This is a genomic window from Rhodanobacter humi, assembly GCF_041107455.1.
In the GTDB taxonomy this organism is placed as follows: Bacteria; Pseudomonadota; Gammaproteobacteria; order Xanthomonadales; family Rhodanobacteraceae; genus Rhodanobacter_A.
On the sequence record NZ_JBGBPY010000001.1, the window covers coordinates 491622 to 514761 of the forward strand.

Below are 23140 nucleotides of genomic sequence, written 5' to 3' on the forward strand. Positions count from 1 at the left end.
GATGGTTAGTGAATAAAAACAGACGGCAATCCTTCCAGTATTGACCGCCAGTTTTTCGCCCCTTGATAAGGGGCTTTTTTGTGGGCGATTTAAAAATAAGCCTCACCGCTACCATAGGAAACATCATCATTCAAAAACTGGAAATTATCATGAAGAAACAATATCTATTATATCCCCTTATATTCATAGCACTACTATTAGCCCCACATGTTGCCCTTGCTGATGGCTTCTTTTCGGTATCAGACACCGATGTATCAAAGACGCAAGTAGTAGATTACCTATTCGGTTCTTTGTCAGGAGGCAAAGACGCAAACGTGTTCGGTGCCGTCATTGGAGTTTTCAATGGTGCGGTCTTGATGTTAGCCGGCATCTATCTGGCATATATCTATATCACAGGAACAGCACAAGGAGCCCACGATGGACAGTTCCTCGGTAAAAGATGGTCTTCTATGTGGGTTCCCATTCGCATGTTATTAGGAGCCGTTCTAGCCTTCCCTTCATTGACGGGAGGTTTTTGCATAGCGCAATGGCTTGTCGTCTGGCTTGCGCTTCAAGGTGTCGGCTTCGCTAACCATATATGGACAGCCTACGCGGGCGACTCTTTAGGAGCGCCAGCCATGGCGAACGCTAACCGCAGTGTTGAACCTTACGTCATCGCAAGACAGCTTTTCTTGAATAACTATTGCGACAGCATCACAAATCAGGCACTCCAAGGTTCAGGACTTGGAGCGGAACAAGCCGCACTGGTAAAACAGGTCTATGGCAATAGCAAGATGGCACCAGTCACAGACTTTTCAACGAATGGAGGCGCAGGCGTGCGAATTCGCTTTTCGTCGAGCGGAAACCTTAACCCAACCGGCGAGGTAAACAACGTTTGCGGTAGTGCCGTTTTTGCGATGACGGAGAAAGCGCAAGGAGTAACGACGAATGAAGATGGAACAACCACGGGAGAAACAACAGATAAGGGCTTCTTTTCGGACACTCAAATAAAAACGGTCTACGCAGGCGTTCAAGCAAGCAACGAACTTACAGAAGCCGCTCACGAAATCAACATGACGCATAGAACGGCGCTTATTGCGGTACAGGTAGCAACAAAGGCGCTGGCGGATGCTTACCTTGCTAATCCAAAGATGGATGTAAGAGCCCCGATTGAGACCATAGCAAAGGCGTATAACACCGCGTTAGATATCACCTTCAAAGCGCAAGCCTCAAAACTTGCCACAGCGAACAAGTCATTTCAAGAACAGGTGAAACAAGACGGCTGGATAATGGCGGGCAGTTACTTTATTACCATTTCAAAGAGGCAACAGGTATTAGCGGAAGCAATGGACAACTTCCCGAAGGTCTACGCACCGGAAGGAATGACAACAACGCAAAGCTTCAAGGTAGGTTCAAGCAACTGGCTGGGATATAACAATACTTACACGACAGCGCAAAACGCCGCTTTTGAATTGACGAAAGTAACGATGGGCGATTACATGCGGGCGGCTTCAAAGTCGCAAAGTGACCTTGTAAAGAATAGTCCATTCACTCAATCAGACATTGGTTCAGGCCAGAAAAGTCAGGAAGGGTTCGGAGACTTCATATCAAAGGTTTTTGATGGTTCAGAAGTGAACCCCGACGATATTTTCAGTGTGGCGGGTATGGCTTCGAGTTCAAACCCGTTGACCGTTTCAAGCAACATAGGAAACAAGCTCATTTCTTGGGCAAATGTCATCCTTGGGGTTGGCATGCTCGCGGGCTTCTTGAACGGCGGAATTTCCGCCTTTGGTATCAAGATATGGACGATGCTCGCTTTGCCGGGAATGGTTCTAACTACCGTTATTCCCATGATGCCGTATATGATTTGGATGGGTTCGGTTCTTTCTTGGATGGTGCTACTTATTGAATGTGTTGTTGCGGCACCACTCTGGGCAGTCGCTCACATGAACCCCGAAGGGGAAGGCGCGACGGGAAACGGAGCAAAGAACGGCTATTCGTTCATTCTTGGTCTAACGCTTCGTCCGTCCTTGATGGTTTTCGGTCTTATTGCGGCAATCATCGCCATGAAGCCCATTGGGGCGCTCATCAATGGCACCTTTTCGCTTGCGTTCGGTTCGGTTGCCAGCGGTTCGGGAAGTATGACAAAGATTATTAGCGTTATCGCGGGTGCGTTCATTTACGCTTTCATGATGACGCTTACAGCAAAGAAGGTGTTTGAACTTATCCACATCTTGCCGACCGGCATCATGAAGTGGATGGGTGCCGTAGATAGCAACTTGAAAGACCACGGTAGCGAGTTCGGTATGGTCGCCGGTGCGGCGGTGGTGGCGGGAAGTCAGGCCGTCGGACAGATAGGGCATGGAGTAGGCGGAGCGGTCGGGGGCATCGGTAAAGGCGCAAGAGGGGGCGCTGGAGCCTTACTCAAAGACCTGAAGAATAAGGGCAAGGACAAGGGCGACGGAGACGGTGGCGGAAGCCCCGCAGGAGGCAACAGCGGGGGACCTGGAGGCGGTGAAGGCATGGCCTTATCACAGAACAAGCTGGCCACCAGCGGGGGCGGTAACGGCGTTCGTGATGTGATGGCGTCCAACCCTAAACCCCTCACCGAAGAGGCGCAGGCGCAGGTGGCCGACCTTGAAGGGCAACGGAACGACTACCTCAATAAAGCGAGGGAACAGAGCCCAGACTATGGACGACGCTATCAAGAAGCCTTGAACGCCGACAGGCAATCAAAGGCAACGGGCGTCAAAGGCAATCAGGCAAAGAGCCTCATAGGCGAGGAAACGCGAGCAGCAAAGCAGGCGAAGAAGGACGGCGAGCCGTTAGAGAAGTATCAAGAAAGCCTCTTGAAGGCAGCAGCAAAACGGAAACAAGCAAGGGAGATACAAGGCCTATAACAAGAAAGCCCCTTTCGGGGCTTTTCTTTTAAACGTCTTTGAACCATCGTGGAACAGGTGCGGAATGATACGAGCGATAAGCCGCCATTCCTTCCTTGAACTCAAACATACAGAAACAACGGAGAACATAGCGAAGCATTCCATGTTCATGGTGCCTCTTGATGTATTGCCTTTGTTTTTTGAATGACAGGCGCTTGAATTGTTCGCGGTTCATGATGTAGCCCTTTCGTATGATGATGTTTACATGGTACAAAGAAAAGCCCTCTTTCGAGGGCTTTCTTGATAGTGGGTCTACGAAAACCGACTATCCATTTTTAAACATCATCATGAAAAGGCACTTTTGATGCCGTCGCTATGGTAACCGATAGAAAATAATTTACATCGTGTTTATGTTCGTATTTAACACAACATGCTGCGGCTAACCATTCAAGCAATGTCGATATGTAGTGGTTCAATCTTGAATTACAACCAATGAGCCACTAAAAAAGCCACCTTTTTAAAGAGTGGCTTTATTAGTTCTTCGATTTCATTCGTTACAATGATTGTACCAGAAGCAAAATAACGATTGTGACACTATGGACATTGTAGCAAATAAACCAAATAATTATACACAGCAATTATCTAATTTCAGTATTCGTTCATTGTCGAACGCTCATACCTTCCCCGAACTACTCGGGAGCAAGACATGGAGCCATCAACATGTAGAGAAGCGCAAGATAGCAAGCGCTCTTTCAAAGTCTCATATTCCGTATGTTCACAAGAAGGCAGCACAGATGCTTTCATGTGCTTTACATGTTCAATACGCAGTGAACGGCAACAGCGCCCGATGCTTTGGAACCATTCGCTGTCATAACAAGTTCTGTCCTATTTGTGCGTGGAGAACATCCGCCAAATGGTCAACCGTTATACCGATTGCCATTGAAAATATGGCAAGAGACTACGAATACATAAAGCCTTATTTCCTTACGCTAACCCTTCCAAACTGCCCCGCGTCAAGAGTTGCTAACCATCTTCGCATCATGAGCAAGGCATGGAAGCGCCTACTATGTAGAGCGTTCTTCAAGACGAACCTTATTTCGTTTGTGCGTTCAGTAGAGTTCACACACAACAAGACCGAAAACGACACACACCCGCATTATCACATCATCTTGTTGGCAGCCCGCGACCTTGAAGAGGCTTACAGGGCTGCTTTCCCCGATAGCAAGCACGACTTGAAAACATTCCTTGCGAAGGAATGGGGAAGCGCGTTAGCAGACGAATTGAAGAAGGACATTTCAGTTGACGCACAAGACCTCCAAGAATTGCCAGCGTTCGAGAAAGGAGAGAACCCCGCAGAAACCGCAAGGAAGAACGAAGACCTCCTCGGGAAAATTCGCTATCTTTCAAAGTATGTCGTGAAGAGTAAGGAAATAAGCCAGCACAGCGAATGGGCAGCCGTGCTAATGAACAACACCCAGCGAGCAAGAATGACCGTCATTGGTCATACTTTGAATAGATACATGCCCAAGACAGGCAAGACCGAGCTACAGCCGGACGAGGTGCTTGTTTCAGGCCTTGCCGTCAACATCAAGCGAAGCCTCCACCGCAACACAACGAGCATTGTTAGCCAGAACAACGCCGTTTTCACGACGGATTGCGAAGAGACAGCGAAGCAGAAGCAGACAGGCCAGAGTTACCACCAAGCCCTCAAAAACGGCTGGGTTCGGTACTTCTACGAACAGACCGACTTTGCCCCGACCGCATGGCTTGAAACGCTTGATTACGTCATGGCGACGAAAGACGCCATGCCGGAACACGGCCACCTATCAGGCCACATCATCGCCGATTGGCTCGATACGGGTTTCTTCCAAACCCCCGAGCAGTTCGACAGGCTCGCGGAATTCTTGAACAACCTTGCCGACTTTATGACGGAAACCGGCCTGAAGTCGTGGGAGGTTGTCGGGTTGCCACATCCCGAACTTCCCGAAGTAGACGGCCAGATGTACAACGACCTGAAGCAAGCGTTTTCGGGCTTTGTAGCCACAGCGATCGATGCGGAGCAAGCCGACTTGCTCGCAACAGTCAGGAACCAGTTTGACGAAATCCAATACCGCTACAACGCAGAGCAACGGGCTGGCTACTTCCCCGGAACCCTTACCCGTAGGGAGGTCATGGAGGAACTACGACAGACGGATCTCGCCATCTTGCGAAGAACCGACGACCTCACCCGCGGTGGGCTGTCGCAAGGTGAAGAGGACGAAGCGAAGCACAACCTCCGTTCGTTGAAGTACAAGCGGAACGCCTTCATACAGAAGCTGACAGGCCTTGCCAGAAGCAACACAAGGGAACGCTTCCAAGCGGTCGCCGTACTACATCAAGCGCCTTACACATGCCTTAACGACGCCCTGCTACCTGTCGGGCAGTTGTTCGTCTACGAGCTCGAAGACCTACCGCCCGAAGAAGAACCCATCACGGCCTCACTTGCCCGCAAGGTGGCCTTTCCGTTCCTTCCGCACAAAGACGGACGGCACGACTTCGCCCGCTGCTTTGGCAACCAGACGGCCACGGAGCAAGACATGGAGAAGGCCGACGCCGACGCCGAACACATCGCGTTCAGTGCCAGGACCAAAGCCAACAAATGGAACCGCATCGCTTACGGCACCAGCGCTTTAACCATCCGCGACGACGCCACGGACAGGGGCGGTTTAGTGCCGACTTCGTGCCACCCAGCAGAGGCAGAACTTGCGTTCTTTGGTATCCGCCACACGGCCACCTTTGAGGAGGTAGCCTCCGCGTTGCTTGACGAACAGGCCATTCGTTCCAAGGTGGGCAACATCCGTGAAGCCGTCTTCAACGAACGCAACGCCCAACGCATCGCCAAGGGGCTACAACCCGACGCAGAGCCGGAAAAGGGGTTTTGCCCGCCAACGCCCGAGAACATGAGAGACGCAATCTTCCAGTTCACGAGCAATCAGGCCTTCATTCTGAACGCATCGCGTAGCCTTCGAAAACAGTCCTACACGGCCACCGTGACAGGCGTGGATAACGCAACACCGTTCACAGGCTGGAGCTACGAGAAGGCCACAGGCGCAGGCTTCAAAGCATGGAGAGCAAGCAAAGGCCAGCGCTTCGATAGCGCATGGTTTGCGACCCGTGCGGTTCAAATCACTGTACAGATTGAAGTGGACGGGAAGACTACCTATCAACGCTTTTATGTACCGCGAAGCATGAGGCAAGGCTGGGAAGCCTTGAAGGGTCGAACCTTGAACAAGGGCGACCTCTTGGAAAAGAAGCCACCCACCACGGGCTAACCTCCAACCCCGACAACCGAAACCCTACCAAAGCCCGCAAGGGCTTTCAGTCGTGCCTCCAATTCAAGGAAAACGCCAACAATTCCCCAATGGCAACCATTCAAGCATCAAGGACGGGCTACGCCCGAGCAGCAGCAAGCCGCTTTGCGGCGGTCCCCTTGATTATTGGCGTTAATTTCTGTGGGTACATAAAGAAGAGTGCTTTTCCCCACTAATCACCCCTCCACTTGGCACCAATGACGACCTCAAGGAACAACTATTTTCCAAGAACACGCACAACCACGAAAAAACACGATGTTTCCATCTTGTGGGTTTCTTGAACGAAGAATAATCTATCAATCACTTGACAAGCACTTCGCTTATCAAGCAACCGGAACACTATATAGGGTTCTAATCTATGACCACTTAAAATAGGAAACACAAGATGGACAATGAAATTGCTGGAAGGGTTGTTCTTGTTGAAGCCGATGAAAGAAATCGCTCTTTAATTGCCACGGTTGAATGTAGAACTTGGAAGCAACGGAAAAACATGCTTGCAGTTTGGTTGAGGTTCTTTCCTGATAAAGAGGCATCAACGAAAGAATTCAATCAAAATTTTGAAAAACTCACGAGGAAAGCCGATGACTTCCTTAAACTGAAGAATGACCAGCAACGGGCGACGTGGCTACACAACAACCAAGATGGATGGATTGTTAAGGGATTGGCGGGGTTGCTTTCATGAACGCACAACAGAAGCACGACAACAAGGAAGCAAGGCGGATAAAGCAACTAACGGATAGATGTTATTCGGACAGTTACGACGACCCCGCAGTTATCGCCTGTCGGGTTGCTTTGAACAAGGTTGTAGACGCAGGAGGCACGGAAGACGACAGAAACAAGGCAGAGTGGAACTTAAAGGACGCCATCATTAAAGCATCATGGAAGAACGGAACGATACACGGAACCAAAGAGTACGACATGGTAAAGATACAAGAACAAATCATAAGACCGAAGTAATCAAGAAGCCTCTTAATTGAGGCTTTCTTGTAATTAAACCTCATGAAATACCTTACCCTATTCTTGTCATCCGACACATAACAACAAGAATAGGTCATCATCATGAAAAACATTAACTATCAAAACAAGAAAAAGAAAGGCTTTGCCTTGACAGAAGTTCTTTTATCCATTGCTGTCATTGTCATTATTGGTATTGTTGCTTATCCGCTCTATGCCTCTTCAAGAGATGCGGCGACGGTCGAGAAAATAAGGAACGAGGCAACAATGGTTTTAAGTAGCGCCGACACATCAAGCAAATCATTTAGAAGTCAGGCTATGAGTGATGGTCAGTATTTTGATGTAATGAAATACTTTGAAGCGACGGGACAACTTCCCGAAGGTCTCACACATACGGGCTTTGGAATTATGGGCGAGCGTTACGCCATTGATGGCACGGATTGGACAATGGAATATAACTTCTTGCCAGATGGCAGAAGCAACATGTGGATAGCAGCAGGAAACGACGGTCAAAAACAATGTATCCCGTTGTTCAAGACCTTTGCGGCAATGACGAAAGGCCAGCTGGTTCTAAACAACGGAACCGCCCCTTATTACTACGTGTCAGGGGAACCCATCGACACAGCGAAACTAACGGCAGCTTGTGCGGTAGACCCTTACGGGTACGGAATGTATACCTTCCTCTTTGATAGCAGTACAGCGGTCAGTTATCACTAAACCGACTTGAACGCCTCACAGAAAGCCTCCTTCACAGGGGGCTTTTTTGTTGTCCTTCAACCACCCAGCGCCTGAGCCGTAGGCCAGAACAGGCGAAGCCCCTTAAAGGCTCTTAACAGCGTCTTGAAAGCGGGTTTGTCGTGAGTGAAAGAAGTATCTATCGCCAGAGCGTGAAGCGGTCTCCGCGTGCTACGCACACAAAAAAACCCCGATTAAGGGGCTTCGTTGTATCTATGAGGGTTCGGGTTACTTTGCTGATCGGCGGAAGTCATGACGAAGCGCAGAGCCAACGGGGGCGATGACATGAACCCACAATGCCCTCACTACTTGAAACAACGAAAGGCGAGCAAAGGAAAGGAAGAATTGAACGATTGCCAGCGGAAGGAAGATAGCCCAAGCGCCACGATTGACCGACTTCGCGAACAAGGGGTCATGAAAGTAAAGCCAGCCAGCACCAGCAATCAATGCCACAGAAACAAGCATGATAAGAAAAGGGACATTGATTTTTTTGGAAGTGTTCATAGCGTTACATCATGATGTGGTTTGATAGTGAGGCCATTGTAGCCGATAACCTCACTAATTGGAGCCCCTTTTAAAATAAATTACTTGCCTTTTTTTACAGGTGCCTTTTTAGCAACCTTTACGGGAGCTTTTGCCGGAGCCTTTTTAGCAACTACGCCTTCTTTCTTTGCTTTTTGAAGTGCGGTTTTATTGGCTTCAACGGCGGGATGTGCGGGGTTGGCAACCTTTGCTTTCAACAGTTGTTCTGGAGTGAGGTTCTTTTCTACAAGTTCCTTTGCCATCCTTCCCTGAACCGGATAATTGACACCATCAACAAGATAGAAGAAACGGGGGATGCGCTTCGCGTCACCGTCCGACTTGCTGGCCTTGGTTTGCTTCTCGGAGCGAATGAAGTAAACGTCATCATGTGTCAAGGTAAAACCTTTCGCCTGCGCTTGTTCAAAAATGCCTCTGATGCTTTCAATGAAGCCCCTCTTCATTTTTTCAAGATTAGCCTTTTGACGATTTTGGAGCGCTTTGAAAAGTTCCTGTTCCTGTTCCGGCGAAATCTCAGCGAAGACGTTATCAATGAAAGAAGTAGACATGATTTAAACCCCTTTGTTGGTTGGTGTGAGGCGATCTTATCGAGCCCCATTCAAAGAAACAACAACTATTTCAAGAAAAGAAGCAATCTTTCTTGCTTGTTCGAGTTACATTCAACTTCAAACTTCAACAAATCTTTTTGGTAAGTATTCGGAGAAATACAGCGCAAGAGAACAGAGGCTTTCCAGATTGTCGGTTCCGGCATCTTTGTTGAACTCAACGAGGACGGACGCAAAGAACGCTTTTGAACAAGCCTCTACATCATCAAGCGAGGTTGTCAGGCTTTCAACGTGTGCCGACAGTTCTTGAATGTCGTTGTGTGAAATCCCATGCCCCAAGCGATAGAGCCAGATTCCGAACTTCAACAACAACGATTGAAGTTCATACGAGCCTTCAAACCGTGACGACACCGCCAGCATGTCAAGGCCAGAGTAAGCGTGGGCATGTTCAAACCCGAGCGGTTGATAGACTTCCAGCGACCGCACACCACCAGCACCGCGACGGGCGGGCATGTTCTTTACATCAAAGTGGGTGCCTGCTTTCGGTTCATACGCAATCACGCACTTTTGCCCATCCATGACGGGCAACCCGTCCAGAAAGTCGGCAAAGGCTTTCATAGAGACGCGTAGAGAGCCGGTGGGTAACTTCGTGAACCCAGCGTTCAAGCGTCCATCCTTGACGGCACGGCGAACGGTATCAATTGCCAGTTTCAACACCCTTGCCACGTCAGCAGGGGTCAGGTGGGTTTGTTCGGGAAAGATTTCTTTAAGACGTTCGTAGTTGATTGAAGTGGTTGTTACGGCTGCCATGCTTCAAGGCTTCCTTGTTGAAGGAAAGCCAAAACTACACCAACCCAAGCCACCGCCCAAGAACCCCCACGATGGAGGCCAGAACCGGCTCCAGGTCCGGCACCGGAACCCACGGGGCAAAACGGGGCAAATGCGGGGCAAAAAAATCGCACGAAGTACCCCGAATGACCACGAAAAAACACGTTCTTAACGAAAGTGTCACGAATGGACGGAACGAGAAAGTGCCTTAAAGCATTGAAACGAAAGGATAAATCAAGAAGGCTACCCGTTCCCCCTTGACTGACATTTCCATTAGGAGGGGGATGCTCTATCCAGCTGAGCTACGGGGCCGAGGCGCGGATTCTGGCATGGATCGCCACCCGCTGCGAACCGGGGACACAGCCTCCCCTGCTAGAATTGCCGTTTCGAAACGGGGCGCGTCGCGCGCCCGGCACTGGAGTCCCCATGTCCCACAGCATCCTCTCCGCACTCGGCCTGGCCGACGTCAATTCCGGCACCTACCTCGGCCACGGCGAGTGGTCGAAGACCAGCAACGCCGGCACGCTGCAGCCGGTGAACCCGGCCAGCGGCGAGGTGATCGCCAGCGTGCACGCTTCCAGCGCCGCCGACTACGCGCTGATCGTCGAGCGCGCGCAGGCCGCGTTCAAGGTCTGGCGCACCACGCCGGCACCGCAGCGCGGCGAGGCGGTGCGCCTGTGCGGCGAGGCGCTGCGCAAGCACAAGGACGCGCTGGGTTCGCTGGTGGCGCTGGAGATGGGCAAGATCAAGCCCGAGGGCGACGGCGAAGTGCAGGAGATGATCGACATCGCCGACTTCGCGGTGGGCCAGAGCCGCATGATGTACGGCGCCACCATGCACTCGGAGCGCCCGGGCCACCGCATGTACGACCAGTACCACCCGCTGGGCCTGGTCGGCATCATCAGCGCGTTCAACTTCCCGGTGGCGGTGTGGGCGTGGAACGCGATGCTCGCCACCATCGCCGGCGACATCTGCATCTGGAAGCCGTCGCCGAAGACGCCGCTGTCGGCGATCGCCACGATGAAGATCTGCAACGAGGCGCTGAAGGCCGGCGGCTTCCCGGATCTGTTCTTCCTGTTCAACGACGCCGGCGTGGAGCTGTCGCAGGCGTTCGTGGACGACAAGCGCATCCCGCTGATCAGCTTCACCGGCTCGACCAAGGTGGGCCGCCACGTGGGCGAGCGCGTCGCCAAGCGCATGGGCCGCTCGCTGCTGGAGCTGGGCGGCAACAACGCGATCATCCTCGACGAAAGCGCCGACCTGAAGCTGGCAATCCCCGGCATCGTGTTCGGCGCGGTCGGCACCGCCGGCCAGCGCTGCACCACCACGCGCCGCCTGTTCGTGCACGAGTCCATCTTCGACAACGTGCTAGCCACGCTGGTCAAGGCCTACCAGCAGGTCGAAAGCAAGATCGGCGACCCGACGCTGGCCACCACGCTGATGGGCCCGCTCAACAGCCCGGAGGCCGTGCAGGCGTATCTCGCGGCCGTCGAGAAGGCCAAGGCCGCCGGCGGCCACGTGCGCACCGGCGGCAAGGCGCTGACCGACCGCAAGGGCAACTTCGTGCTGCCGACCATCGTCACCGGCATCGCCAACTCACATGAGGTCGTGCAGACCGAGACGTTCGCGCCGATCCTCTACGTGATGCCGTTCAAGACCATCGACGAGGCGATCGACCTGCAGAACGACGTGCCGCAGGGCCTGTCCTCGTCGATCTTCACCAACAACCTGCGCGCGGGCGAGCAGTTCCTGTCGGCGGCCGGCTCGGACTGCGGCATCGCGAACGTCAACATCGGCACCTCGGGCGCCGAGATCGGCGGCGCGTTCGGCGGCGAGAAGGAAACCGGCGGCGGCCGCGAGTCCGGTTCGGACGCGTGGAAGGTCTACATGCGCCGCCAGACCAACACCATCAACTACTCCGACGCGCTGCCGCTGGCGCAGGGGATCAAGTTCGACTTGTAAGCCCCTACTCTCCACGGCCCGTAACGACGTCATGCCCGCGCAAGTGGGCATCCACTTTGAGACTCGCTCAAGAGCAACATGGATGCCCGCCTTCGCGGGCATGACGTCCAAATCCAGCCATCTGGTTCGCCCTGCAAGCCACGCCCAAGGATCGACGCCATGAGCTATCAGCCGCCGCAACGTTCCAGCACCAGCTCGTTGGCCATCGTGAGCCTGATCTTCGGCGTGCTCGCCTGGTGCATGTTGCCCTTCGTCGGCGCGCTGGTGGCGGTGATCTGCGGCCACCTGGCCCGCAACGAGATCCGCCGCGCACCGGTCGACCAGCGCATCGAGGGCGACGGCATGGCCATCGCCGGCATGGTGCTGGGTTACGTGCAACTGGTGCTCAGCGTGCTGGCGGTGTTCTTCCTGATCGCCGCGCTGGTGTTCGGACTGGGTCTCGCCCATTTCTGGCGCTGACGCCGGCATGCCGATCGCCTCCCCGTTCGATTTCCGCGGCTGGCGTGTCGTCGTGGCCGGCGGCAGCAAGGGCATCGGCCGCGCGATCGCGCTGGCGTTCGCCGAGGCCGGCGCGGCGGTGTCGATCTGCGCCCGCGGGCAGGCGGCACTGGACGAAACGGCCCGCGCGCTCGCCGCACACGGTGGCACCGTGCACGCACACGCCTGCGACCTGGGCGATCCGGCGGCCATCGAGGCCTGGATCGCCGCCGCCGCGACCACGCTGGGCGGTATCGACGTGCTGGTGAACAACGCCAGTGGCTACGGCTTCGGCGAGGGCGACGACGCCTGGCTCGCCGACTTCAACATCGACCTGATGGCGGCGATCCGCGCCTCGCGCTGCGCGCTGCCGCACCTCGCGGCCTCGCCGCATGCCTGCGTCCTGCACACCAGTTCCATCGCCGCGCTGCATCCGCGCAGGAACGGCCCCGCCTACGCCGCGATGAAGGCGGCGCTCAGCCACTACACCACCTCGCAGGCGCTGCAATTGGCTGAACAGCGCATCCGCGTCAACGCGATCGCGCCGGGCTCCGTCGAATTTCCCGATGGCCTGTGGGATCGCGTACGACGGGACGATCCCGCGCGCTACGCCGCTACGCTGGCGAAGATCCCCTTCGGCCGCTACGGCACGCCGGAGGAAATCGCCCATGCCGCGCTGTTCCTCGCCTCGCCGTATGCCGGCTGGATCACCGGCCAGACGCTGTGCGTGGACGGCGGCCAGCAGTTGAACGGGTGAACCCATGAACGCAGCGGACAGCACCGAACGCTTCAGCGACCGCGTCGCCGACTACGTGCGCCACCGTCCCGACTATCCGCCCGCCCTGCTGGCCTGGCTGCGCCGCGAGCATGGCGTGACACCGGACTGGAAGGTCGCCGACGTGGGCGCGGGCACCGGCATCTCCAGCAAGCTGTTCCTCGATGCCGGTCACGCGGTGACCGCGGTGGAACCGAATGCGCCGATGCGCGAGGCGGCCGTCGCGTGGCTGGGCAACCAGCCGCGCTTCCGTGCCGTCGACGGCCGCGCCGACGCCACCGGCCTGCCCGACGCCAGCGTCGACCTGGTGACGGTGGCGCAGGCCTTCCACTGGTTCGACCCCGGCACCACGCGACGCGAGTTCGCGCGCATCCTGCGCCCGGATGGCCTCGCCGCGATCTTCTGGAATTCGCGCCGGCTCATAGGCACGCCCTTCCTCGAAGGCTACGAGGCGCTGCTCAGACGCCACGGCACCGACTACACCAGCGTGGCCGAACGCTATGCCGACGACGACAGCATGCGCGCATGGTTCGGCGCCGGCTGGCGCGGCACCACACGTTTCGAATACAAGCAACTGCTGGACTACGATGGACTGCGCGGCCGGCTGATGTCGTCCTCCTACGTGCCGAAGCCCGGCCACGCGCAACACGCACCGATGCTCGCCGCGCTGCGCGAGCTGTTCGACCGCTGCCAACAGGATGGCCGGATCAGCTTCGACTACGACACGCGCATCATCACGGGTACGCTTCAGCTTTAGCTTTAACTCGTCTTTCCGGCGACCGGATTGGCGACAAAGTTCAGCCCCCCCGCCGTTCGCCCTGAGCGTAGGCCCGCAGGGCCGACGCGGGGAGCGACCATGGATGGTCGCGCTTTGAGGAGCGAGGAAGTCGAAGGGTGATCGCCGCCGGGCGCTTCGACTTCGCTTGCTATCGCAAGCTACGCTCAGCGCGAACGGGGTTTCTGGCTGAGCGTCGTCGCTGACTAGGTCGCCGGGATGACGAGCAGAATCAAACCATTCTTCGCCGAGACACTTCGAGACAACCCATGTACGACCTGCTCCGCCCGCTGCTGTTCGCTCTGGACGCCGAGACCGCGCACGGCCTCACCTTGTACGGCCTCGACGTGGCCCATCGCAGCGAGCTGATGCGCTTCGTCGCAAAGCCCGCCGCCGAACTGCCGGTGGAAGCCTTCGGCATCCGCTTCCCGAACCCCGTCGGTCTCGCTGCCGGCCTGGACAAGAACGCCGACCATCTCGACGCGCTGGGCGCGCTGGGTTTCGGCTTCGTCGAAGTGGGCACGGTGACGCCGCGGCCGCAGGCCGGCAATCCCAAGCCGCGCCTGTTCCGGCTGCCGCAGCACGAGGCCATCATCAACCGCATGGGTTTCAACAACGCCGGTGTCGACGCGCTGGTGCGCAACGTGGACAAGTCCAGCTATCGCGGCGTGCTCGGCATCAACATCGGCAAGAACAAGGACACGCCGAACGAGCGCGCGGTGGACGATTACCTGCTGTGCCTCGACCGCGTGTACGACCGCGCCACGTACATCACGGTGAACATCTCCTCGCCGAACACCCAGGGCCTGCGCGACCTGCAGGAAGAAGCCACGCTGCGCCGCTTCATAGCCACGCTGCGCGAGCGGCAGGAACAGCTCGGCTCGCAGAGCGGCGCGCGCAAGCCGATGCTGCTGAAGATCGCGCCGGACCTTTCCGAACACGAACAGGACGGCATCGCCGAAGCGCTGCTGGCCAGCGGCATCGACGGCGTGATCTGCACCAACACCACCGTCGACCGCGCCCTGGTGGCGGACGATCCGCGCGGCAACGAGACCGGCGGCCTGTCCGGCAAGCCGCTGTTCGCGCTCGCCACGGATGTGCTGCGCGGCATGCGCCGGCGCCTCGGCGGGCGCGTGCCCATCGTGGGCGTGGGCGGCATCCTCGACGGCAGCGACGCGGCCGAGAAACTCGAAGCCGGCGCCACCCTGCTGCAGCTCTATTCCGGTCTGATCTACCGCGGCCCGCGGCTGATCGCCGAATGCGTGGACGAAATCCGCCGCCAACAGGAAAGCGCGCATGCCCGTTGAGAGAACCGACATGGGCGGCTACACGCTCACCGAGAACGCCCCGCTTGTCAGCCGCAACACGCTGCGCGTGAACGCCCGCGCGAAGCTGCTGGCCGAACTGCGCGATGCCGCGAAGCTGCCCGAGCTGCTGGACTTCCCCGCCGTGCGCAGCGCGCCGCTGCTGGTGCTGGGCGAAGGCAGCAACCTGCTGCTCGCCGGCGACTTCGACGGCACCGTGCTGGCGATGGCAACGCGCGGCGTGCAGGTAGAGCAGGACGGCGAGATCGCGCGCATCGCGGTGGCCGCCGGCGAGCGCTGGGACGATTTCGTGCGCTGGTCGCTGGGCCAAGGCTACGCGGGGCTGGAAAACCTGATCCTGATTCCCGGCACGGTGGGCGCCGCGCCGATCCAGAACATCGGCGCCTACGGCACCGAGGTCGCCGAGTTCATCGAGAGTGTGGAAGCCTGGGACACCCGCGAACGCCGCGTGGCCCAGCTCGACCGTGCGGCTTGCGCGTTCGGCTACCGCGACTCGCTGTTCAAGCACGAACCCGGCCGCTACATCGTCACCGCGGTGCGCTTCGCCCTGCCCCGCACGCGCGAGTTGCGGCTCGACTACGCCGGCATCCGCGAGGAGCTGGCGCGCATGGGCGTGGACAAGCCGGCTCCGTTCCACGTCGCCGAGGCGGTGGTGCGCCTGCGCACCCGCAAACTGCCCGACCCCGCGGTGATCGGCAACGCCGGCAGCTTCTTCAAGAACCCCATCGTCGACACCGCGCAGGCCGAGGCGCTCAAGCGCGAGCATCCGGAACTGCCCGCGTGGCCGCAGCCCGACGGCCGCAGCAAGCTCTCCGCCGCCTGGCTGATCGAGGCCGCCGGCCTCAAGGGCAGCCGCACCGGCGACGCCGGCATCTCCAACCGCCACGCCCTGGTGCTGGTGAACCACGGCCACGCCAGCGGCGGCGAACTGTGGGCTTTCGCGCTGCGTGTGATCGCCACCGTGCAGGCGAAGTTCGGCGTGCGGCTGGAGCCGGAACCGGTGGTGGTCGGGGCGCGCTGAGCAACCTGCTCGTCATTTGATTTTCTCCCCTCGCCCACTTGTGGGAGAGGGGCCGGGGGAGAGGGCGGACTTGCCGCAACACTTCGCGAGCGATCTTCTCCCCTCTCCCTCCGGGAGAGGGGTTGGGGTGAGGGTTCGGACTTGCCTCACCATTACGCTTCGCCCGAACCCTCTCCCGCCTGGATTCGCGCCATCCTTGGCGCTCACCCCTTCGGGGCCGGCTCTGCCGTTCCGCAGGCGCTCCTGCGCCTGCTGGTCGGCACCCTCTCCCGGAGGGAGAGGGATTCACTCGTGCGTGCCTGCGCGAATTCAGTTCGCGAGGCTTCGTTGTTGAAGCGAAGACCCGCGTCAGCTGAATGACGAGCAAGAAGGTGGCCTCGACACGTGCCGTGCATGCCAGCCTTCACACCGCCCGAAGAAACCGCATGCCAGCATGAGCGCTTCCCGTCACCGAGGAGCGCTCCATGGCCATCCGCAATGTCGCCGACGTGCTGGTCGAAACCCTGGCCAACGCCGGCGTGCGTCGCATCCACGGCGTGGTCGGCGACAGCCTCAACGGCATCACCGAGTCGCTGCGCCAGCGCAAGGAGATGAGCTGGTTCCACTACCGGCACGAGGAGGCGGCCGCGTTCGCCGCCGGTGCCGAATCGCAGCTCACCGGCCAACTGGCGGTGTGTGCCGGCTCCTGCGGGCCCGGCAACCTGCACCTCATCAACGGCCTGTACGACGCGCAGCGCTCGCGCACGCCGGTACTGGCGATCGCCGCGCATATTCCTTCGGTGGAGATCGGCAGCGGCTACTTCCAGGAAACCCATCCGCAGAACCTGTTCCAGGAATGCAGCCACTACTGCGAACTGGTGAGCAGCCCCAGCCAGATCCATCGCGCCGCCGAGATCGCGGTACGCACCGCCGTCGCGCAGCGCGGCGTATCCGTGCTGGTGATCCCCGGCGACGTGGCGCTGGCCGAAGCCTCCGGCCCGGTCGCCGATGCCGCCAGCCTGCTGCCCGTGGCCCCCGTGGTGGTGCCTTCGCCCGACCAGCTCGACAAGCTGGCCGAACTGCTGGCCGGCGGCCGCAAAGTCACCTTGTTCTGCGGGCGCGGCTGCGCCGGCGCGCACGACACGGTGATGCGCCTCGCCGCCACGTTGAAAGCGCCGGTGGTGCATGCGCTGGGCGGCAAGGAACACATCGAGTGGGACAACCCGAACGACGTCGGCATGACCGGCCTGATCGGCTACAGCTCCGGCTACCAGGCGATGATGGACTGCGACACCTTGCTGCTGCTCGGCACCGACTTCCCCTACCGCCAGTTCTTCCCGGACGACGCCAAGATCTGCCAGATCGACCTGCGCGGCGAGAACCTGGGCCGCCGCTGCAAACTCGACCTGGGCCTGGTCGGCGACGTGGGCGCCACCGTCGAAGCCTTGCTGCCGCGCCTGCAGCCCGCGCGCGACGACGGCCACCTCAAGGCCAGCCTCGCCCACTACCGCAAGGCGCGCGAAGGGCTGGACGAACTCGCCACCGGCAAGCCGGGCCAGAAGCCGATCCATCCGCAATACGTGGCGAAGGTGGTGGACCAGGTCGCCAGCGAGGACGCGGTGTTCGCCTGCGACGTGGGCACGCCCACGATCTGGGCCGCGCGCTACCTGCGCATGAACGGACGGCGCCGACTGCTCGGTTCCTTCGTGCACGGCTCGATGGCGAACGCGATGCCGCAGGCGATCGGCGCGCAGACCGCGTACCCCAAGCGCCAGGTGGTCAGCCTCTCCGGCGACGGCGGCTTCGCGATGCTGATGGGCGACCTGCTCACGCTGATACAGCACCAGCTGCCGGTGAAGATCGTGGTGTTCAACAACGGCACGCTGGGCTTCGTGGAGCTGGAGATGAAGGCCGCCGGCTTCCTGCCCGTCGGCGTGGCACTGGACAACCCCGACTTCGCCGCCATGGCGCGCGCGGTCGGCATCCACGGCGTGCGGGTGGAAGATCCCGGCGATCTGGAAACGGCGGTACGCGAGGCCTTCGCGCATGACGGCCCCGCGCTGGTCGACGTCGTCACCAATCGGCAGGAGCTGTCGATGCCGCCGAAGATCCAGCTGGAACAGATCAAGGGCTTCAGCCTGTGGGCGCTGCGCACCGTGATGAACGGCCGCGGCGACGAGCTGATCGAGCTGGCGCGCAGCAACCTGCGGCGCTGAAAGCAAAGCCCCACTCGGGTACGACCACAGCACCTGATCTCGTCCGTCATCCCGGCGAAGGCCGGGATCCAGTTACGACCACGCCATCCAAGCCATGAGGCCACTGGATTCCGGCCTTCGCCGGAATGACGGAAGGTAGCGGCTAGGCTACGAGGTAGAACCTCACCCCTTGGCCGGCTTCTCGATATCCGGCAGCAGCAACGCGCACACGCCGATCAGCGGCAGAAAGGCACACAGCTGGTACACGTGGGCGATGCCGTCGAGGTCGGCCAGCTTGCCCAGCACCGCGGCGCCGATGCCGCCCATGCCGAAGGCCAGGCCGTAGAACACGCCAGAGATCATGCCGATGCGGCCCGGCACCAGTTCCTGCGCGTAGACGATGATGGTGGTGAAGGCCGAGGCCAGGATCAGGCCGATCACCACGCTGAGCACGCCGGTCCAGAACAGGTTCGCGTGCGGCAGCAGCAGCGTGAACGGCGCCACGCCGAGGATCGAACCCAGGATCACCCACTTGCGGCCCACCTTGTCGCCCAGCGGGCCGCCGATCAGCACGCCTGCCGCCACCGCGGCGAGGAACACGAACAGGTGCACCTGCGCGTTCTGCACCGACACATTGAACGCGTGCATCAGGTAGAACGTGTAATAGCTGCTGATGCTGGCGATGTAGAAATACTTGGAGAAGATCAGTACGCCCAGCACCATCAGCGAGAACTTCACCATGCCCGGCGACAGCTCGCGCAGCGGCGCGCGGCGCGCGCGCGACTTGCCGCGGGTGGCGTGGTGGCGTGCGTACCAGTGGCCCACCTGCACCAGCACCGCGATCGCCAGCAGCGGCGCCAGCGCGAACCACGCCACGCTCTCGCGCCCGTGCGGCACGATGATCCACGCCGCCAGCAGCGGCCCCAGCGAGGCGCCGAAGTTGCCGCCCACCACGAACACCGACTGCGCCAGCCCCGGCCGGCCGCCCGAGGCCATGCGCGCCACCCGCGAGGATTCGGGGTGGAAGATCGACGAGCCGGTGCCCACCAGCGCGGCGGCCAGCAGCAGCACCGGGAAATTCGGCGCGGTGGCGAGCAGCAACAGGCCGGCCAGGGTGAAGCCCATGCCCGCGGCCAGCGAGTACGGCATCGGCCGGCGGTCGGTCGCCATGCCCACCAGCGGCTGCAGCAACGAGGCGGTGACCTGGTAGGTCAGCGTGATCAGGCCGACCTGCGCGAAACTGAGGTCGAAGCCGCTCTTCAGCAGCGGATAGATCGCCAGGATCAGCGACTGGATCATGTCGTTGAGCAGGTGCGAGAAACTGATCGCGCCCAGCACGCTGAACTGGGTGCGCTCCTCGGCGGCCACGGGCGGCGTGGCGGCGGAGTTCAGCGGAATGGCGTCGACGCGGGTCTGCATGGGGGAACCGTCAGGGATCTCAGGAAAAGATCGCGACGGCGCGCATTGCATCCGTCGCTGCGCACACCATAATCCGCATGGAAGCGGCCCGCATGCGCCGCCGGGTCAATATCTGTCGAATCCGGGCCACAATAAAGACACATTCGATCAAGCGTCGATTCTCGGTTGCCCAGCACCGTTCGCCCTGAGCGTAGGCCCAAGGGGCCGAAGTCGAAGGGTGATCGCAGCGACGCTTCGACTCCCTCGCTCACCAACGCGCGAACGGAGTCTCTGATTCACCAGGAAACCATTGAGCAGGCTCCCATGCGCCACACCCGCGTCGATGCCTACGAGAACGCGCCCCGCGACGTCGTCGCCACCGGCAACGACTACGCCGCTGGCTACGTGCTGCCCGCGCACGCGCACCGGCGCGGCCAGCTGCTGTACGCGGCCACCGGCGTGGTCAGCGCGGTGACCGACCGCGGCAGCTGGGTGGTGCCGCCGCGGCGTGCACTGTGGTTGCCGCCGGGCGTGCCGCACGAGGTGCACATGAGCGGCGCGGTCTCCACGCGCAGCGTCTACGTGCGGCGCGAGGCCGCCGATGCCGCGGGCCTGCCCGCCTACTGCCAGGTGATCGCGGTGTCGCCGCTGCTGCATGCGCTGCTGCTGGAGGCGGTGGACCTGCCGCTGGAATACGCGCTGGACGGCCGCGACGGCCGCGTGATGGCGCTGCTGCTGGACGAGATCCGCGCGATGCCCGCGCTGCCGCTGAACACGCCGCTGCCCGACGAACCACGCCTGCGCAAGTTGTGCCGCGCCCTGCTCGCCGCACCCGCGCTGGAGATCGACGTCGACGCGATGGCGCACAAGGCCGGCATGAGCCGGCGCCACTTCACCCGGCTGTTCCGCCAGCAGACCGGCATGAGCTTCGCCGCGTGGCGCCAGCAGGCCTGCCTGCTCGCCGCGCTGACCCGGCTCGGCGCGGGCGAACCGGTCACCACCGTCGCGATCGAGCTGGGCTACGCCAGCGCCAGCGCGTTCAGCGCCGCGTTCCGGCGCACCCTCGGCGCCCCGCCCAGCCGCTACCTGGCGATGCAGGGGCGCGACGCCGCGGCGTGAATCGCGGCCGATGTCATCGCTCCGTCAAAAAACCTCGGCACAGTCGTCACATGCCAGCACGGAACGCACGAGCCGCCGGGGTTACCATGCCCGTAGGATCAGCGCGACACGCCCACGGATACGCATCGAATGAGTTCGCACGCCCCCCGCAAGTCCCCGCCCGCCGCCACCGGCGCCGCAGCGGCCAACGACGCCACCGCCGCGGCGCCCGACCTCGGCGAGCGCCGGCTGTACATCAACCGCGAACTGTCGCAGCTGGCGTTCAACATCCGCGTGCTCGACCAGGCGCTGGACGAACGCACGCCGCTGCTGGAGCGCCTGAAGTTCCTGCTGATCTTCTCGCGCAACATGGACGAGTTCTTCGAGATCCGCGTGGCGGGGCTGAAGGGCCAGATCGCGCTGGACCACGAACTGCTCGGCGCCGACGGCATGGCGCCGCGCCAGACGCTGGCCGAGATCAGCGCGATCGCGCACCGGCAGATCGAGCGGCAGTACGCGATCCTCAACGAGCGCATCCTGCCGGAGCTGGCCGCGCACGGCATCCGCATCGCGCGGCGCGACGAGTGGACGCACAAGCAGAAGCAGTGGGTGCGCCGCTATTTCCGCGAGGAGGTGGCGCCGCTGGTGACGCCGATCGGGCTGGACCCCACCCATCCGTTCCCGCTGCTGGTCAACAAGAGCCTCAACTTCATCGTGCAGCTGGACGGCACGGATGCGTTCGGCCGCGACTCCGGCCTCGCCGTGGTGCCGGCGCCGCGCGTGCTGCCGCGACTGATCCGCATACCCGACGACATCGCCGAGGGCGGCGATGGCTACGTGCTGCTGTCCTCGATGATCCACGCGCACGCCGACGAGCTGTTCCCCGGCATGAACGTGCTCGGTTGCTACCAGTTCCGGCTGACCCGCAACGCCGACCTCGCGCTCGACCCGGAGGACGTGGAAGACCTGGCGCTGGCCCTGCGCGGCGAACTGTACTCGCGCCGCTTCGGCAACGCGGTGCGGCTGGAGGTGGCCGACAACTGCCCGAAGACGCTCACCGCCCACCTGCTGAAACAGTTCGGGCTCGCCGAGTCGGAGATGTACGAGGTGAACGGCCCGGTGAACCTGGCGCGGCTGTTCCGCATCGCCAGCAAGGTGAACTACCCCGCGCTGCAGTACAAACCCTTCGTGCCTGCGCTGCCGAAGGTGCTGAAACACGCCGAGGACCTGTTCGCGGTGATCGCGAAACAGGACGTGCTGCTGCTGCATCCCTATGAATCCTTCGCGCCGGTGGTGGACCTGCTGCGCCAGGCCGCGAAGGATCCACAGGTGCTGGCGATCAAGCAGACGCTGTACCGCACCGGGGCGGATTCGGAGATCGTCGACGCGCTGGTCGATGCGGCGCGCGCGGGCAAGGAAGTGACTGCGGTGGTGGAGCTGCGCGCGCGTTTCGACGAGGAATCCAACCTCACGCTCGCCTCGCGCCTGCAGCAGGCCGGCGCGATGGTGATCTACGGCGTGGTGGGCATCAAGACGCACGCCAAGCTGATGCTGATCCAGCGCCGCGAAGGCAGCGAGCTGGTGCGCTACGCGCATCTCGGCACCGGCAACTACCACACCGCCAACGCGCGGTTGTACACCGACTACAGCCTGCTCACTTCCGACGAGGTGCTGTGCGAGGACGTGCACAAGCTGTTCAGCCAGCTCACCGGCATGGGCAAGGCGCTGCGCATGAAGAAACTGCTGCATGCGCCGTTCACGCTGAAGCAGGGCCTGCTCGACCTGATCGCGCAGGAAGCCGCGCACGCCGCGGCGGGCAAGCCGGCGCGCATCCTGATCAAGGTCAACGCGCTCACGGATCCCAAGATGATCCGCGCGCTGTACAAGGCCAGCATCGCGGGCGTGCGCATCGACCTGCTCGTGCGCGGCATGTGCTGCCTGCGCCCGGGCATGCCCGGCGTGTCGGAGCACATCCGCGTGCGCTCGGTGATCGGGCGCTTCCTGGAACACAGCCGCGCCTACTGGTTCGCCAACAACGGCGAACCGAAGCTGTACCTCTCCAGCGCCGACCTGATGGAACGCAACCTGGACCGCCGGGTGGAGTGCGCGTTTCCGATCGAGGGCAAGAAGCTGCAGCAACGCATCCTCGGCGCGCTGGAGCTCTACCTCGCCGACAACGTCGGAGCCGCCGAGCTGCAGGCCGATGGCAGTTACCGGCCGGTAACGCGAACTCCCGACGAGGCGGTGCTCGACGCGCAGCAGCAGTTGCTGGAGAAGCTCAGCGGCGCGGAGGCGTAGGAACACACCCTGTGCGCGAAAGCTTTT

The 23140-nt window shown here is 60.2% G+C and carries 17 protein-coding genes; 13 read left to right on the forward strand and 4 right to left on the reverse strand.

The genetic code is table 11. The features are described 5' to 3' along the window. Window positions 1–62: 62 nt before the first annotated feature. The 4 genes from AB7878_RS02335 to AB7878_RS02350 all read left to right on the forward strand — a co-directional run bounded on the left by AB7878_RS02335 (window position 63) and on the right by AB7878_RS02350 (window position 7879). The gene (locus AB7878_RS02335) at window positions 63–2879 is read left to right on the forward strand and encodes a DotA/TraY family protein (RefSeq protein ID WP_369492811.1); all 2817 of its coding nucleotides are present in this window, start codon (window positions 63–65) and stop codon (window positions 2877–2879) included. 773 nt (window positions 2880–3652) lie between these two features. Further along, entirely contained in the window at window positions 3653–6169 is a 2517-nt protein-coding gene (locus tag AB7878_RS02340) for a protein rep (RefSeq protein WP_369495703.1), read from the forward strand. Between the two features lie 424 nt (window positions 6170–6593). Then, window positions 6594–6890, forward strand: coding sequence for a hypothetical protein (locus AB7878_RS02345; RefSeq protein ID WP_369492812.1), 297 nt, complete (start codon window positions 6594–6596; stop codon window positions 6888–6890). Between the two features lie 377 nt (window positions 6891–7267). Beyond that, window positions 7268–7879 (forward strand): prepilin-type N-terminal cleavage/methylation domain-containing protein, encoded by a 612-nt coding sequence (locus tag AB7878_RS02350; protein WP_369492813.1) that lies wholly within the window; start codon window positions 7268–7270, stop codon window positions 7877–7879. A 246-nt stretch (window positions 7880–8125) separates the two neighbouring features. Here the strand turns inward: AB7878_RS02350 and AB7878_RS02355 are convergent, their stop codons facing one another. The 3 genes from AB7878_RS02355 to AB7878_RS02365 all read right to left on the reverse strand — a co-directional run bounded on the left by AB7878_RS02355 (window position 8126) and on the right by AB7878_RS02365 (window position 9792). After that, window positions 8126–8401, reverse strand: a complete 276-nt coding sequence (locus tag AB7878_RS02355; protein ID WP_369492814.1) for a hypothetical protein — start codon at window positions 8399–8401, stop codon at window positions 8126–8128. Window positions 8402–8481: 80 nt separating this feature from the next. Continuing rightward, window positions 8482–8985 (reverse strand): hypothetical protein, encoded by a 504-nt coding sequence (locus AB7878_RS02360; RefSeq protein WP_369492815.1) that lies wholly within the window; start codon window positions 8983–8985, stop codon window positions 8482–8484. Window positions 8986–9102: 117 nt separating this feature from the next. After that, window positions 9103–9792: a hypothetical protein gene (locus AB7878_RS02365; protein ID WP_369492816.1), complete on the reverse strand. Its 690-nt coding sequence runs from the start codon at window positions 9790–9792 to the stop codon at window positions 9103–9105. Between the two features lie 444 nt (window positions 9793–10236). On the opposite strand from AB7878_RS02365, the gene amaB reads away from it, so the two are divergent. The 7 genes from amaB (at window position 10237) to poxB (ending at window position 18340) form a co-directional block, all read left to right on the forward strand. Continuing rightward, window positions 10237–11772, forward strand: coding sequence for an L-piperidine-6-carboxylate dehydrogenase (gene amaB, locus AB7878_RS02370; protein ID WP_369492817.1), 1536 nt, complete (start codon window positions 10237–10239; stop codon window positions 11770–11772). Between the two features lie 159 nt (window positions 11773–11931). Continuing rightward, window positions 11932–12231 (forward strand): DUF4190 domain-containing protein, encoded by a 300-nt coding sequence (locus AB7878_RS02375; protein WP_369492818.1) that lies wholly within the window; start codon window positions 11932–11934, stop codon window positions 12229–12231. 7 nt (window positions 12232–12238) lie between these two features. Continuing rightward, window positions 12239–13006 carry an SDR family NAD(P)-dependent oxidoreductase gene (locus tag AB7878_RS02380; protein ID WP_369492819.1) on the forward strand — a complete coding sequence of 256 codons (768 nt, stop codon included), beginning with the start codon at window positions 12239–12241 and terminating at the stop codon, window positions 13004–13006. 4 nt (window positions 13007–13010) lie between these two features. After that, a complete protein-coding gene (locus AB7878_RS02385; protein WP_369492820.1) occupies window positions 13011–13781 on the forward strand; it encodes a class I SAM-dependent methyltransferase in 771 nt (256 codons plus the stop codon). A gap of 287 nt (window positions 13782–14068) precedes the next feature. Further along, complete coding sequence (locus AB7878_RS02390) at window positions 14069–15106, forward strand: quinone-dependent dihydroorotate dehydrogenase (protein ID WP_369492821.1); 1038 nt, start codon at window positions 14069–14071, stop codon at window positions 15104–15106. Between the two features lie 10 nt (window positions 15107–15116). After that, complete coding sequence (gene murB, locus AB7878_RS02395) at window positions 15117–16145, forward strand: UDP-N-acetylmuramate dehydrogenase (protein WP_369495704.1); 1029 nt, start codon at window positions 15117–15119, stop codon at window positions 16143–16145. A 464-nt stretch (window positions 16146–16609) separates the two neighbouring features. Further along, window positions 16610–18340 (forward strand): ubiquinone-dependent pyruvate dehydrogenase, encoded by a 1731-nt coding sequence (gene poxB, locus AB7878_RS02400; protein WP_369492822.1) that lies wholly within the window; start codon window positions 16610–16612, stop codon window positions 18338–18340. A 162-nt stretch (window positions 18341–18502) separates the two neighbouring features. On the opposite strand, the gene AB7878_RS02405 is transcribed toward poxB, so the two are convergent. Continuing rightward, window positions 18503–19738, reverse strand: coding sequence for an MFS transporter (locus AB7878_RS02405; RefSeq protein WP_369492823.1), 1236 nt, complete (start codon window positions 19736–19738; stop codon window positions 18503–18505). A gap of 303 nt (window positions 19739–20041) precedes the next feature. On the opposite strand from AB7878_RS02405, the gene AB7878_RS02410 reads away from it, so the two are divergent. After that, on the forward strand, window positions 20042–20836 hold the full coding sequence (locus tag AB7878_RS02410) for an AraC family transcriptional regulator (protein WP_369492824.1): 795 nt from the start codon (window positions 20042–20044) through the stop codon (window positions 20834–20836). Window positions 20837–20965: 129 nt separating this feature from the next. Next, window positions 20966–23113: a polyphosphate kinase 1 gene (ppk1, locus tag AB7878_RS02415; RefSeq protein WP_369492825.1), complete on the forward strand. Its 2148-nt coding sequence runs from the start codon at window positions 20966–20968 to the stop codon at window positions 23111–23113. Window positions 23114–23140 lie beyond the last annotated feature (27 nt).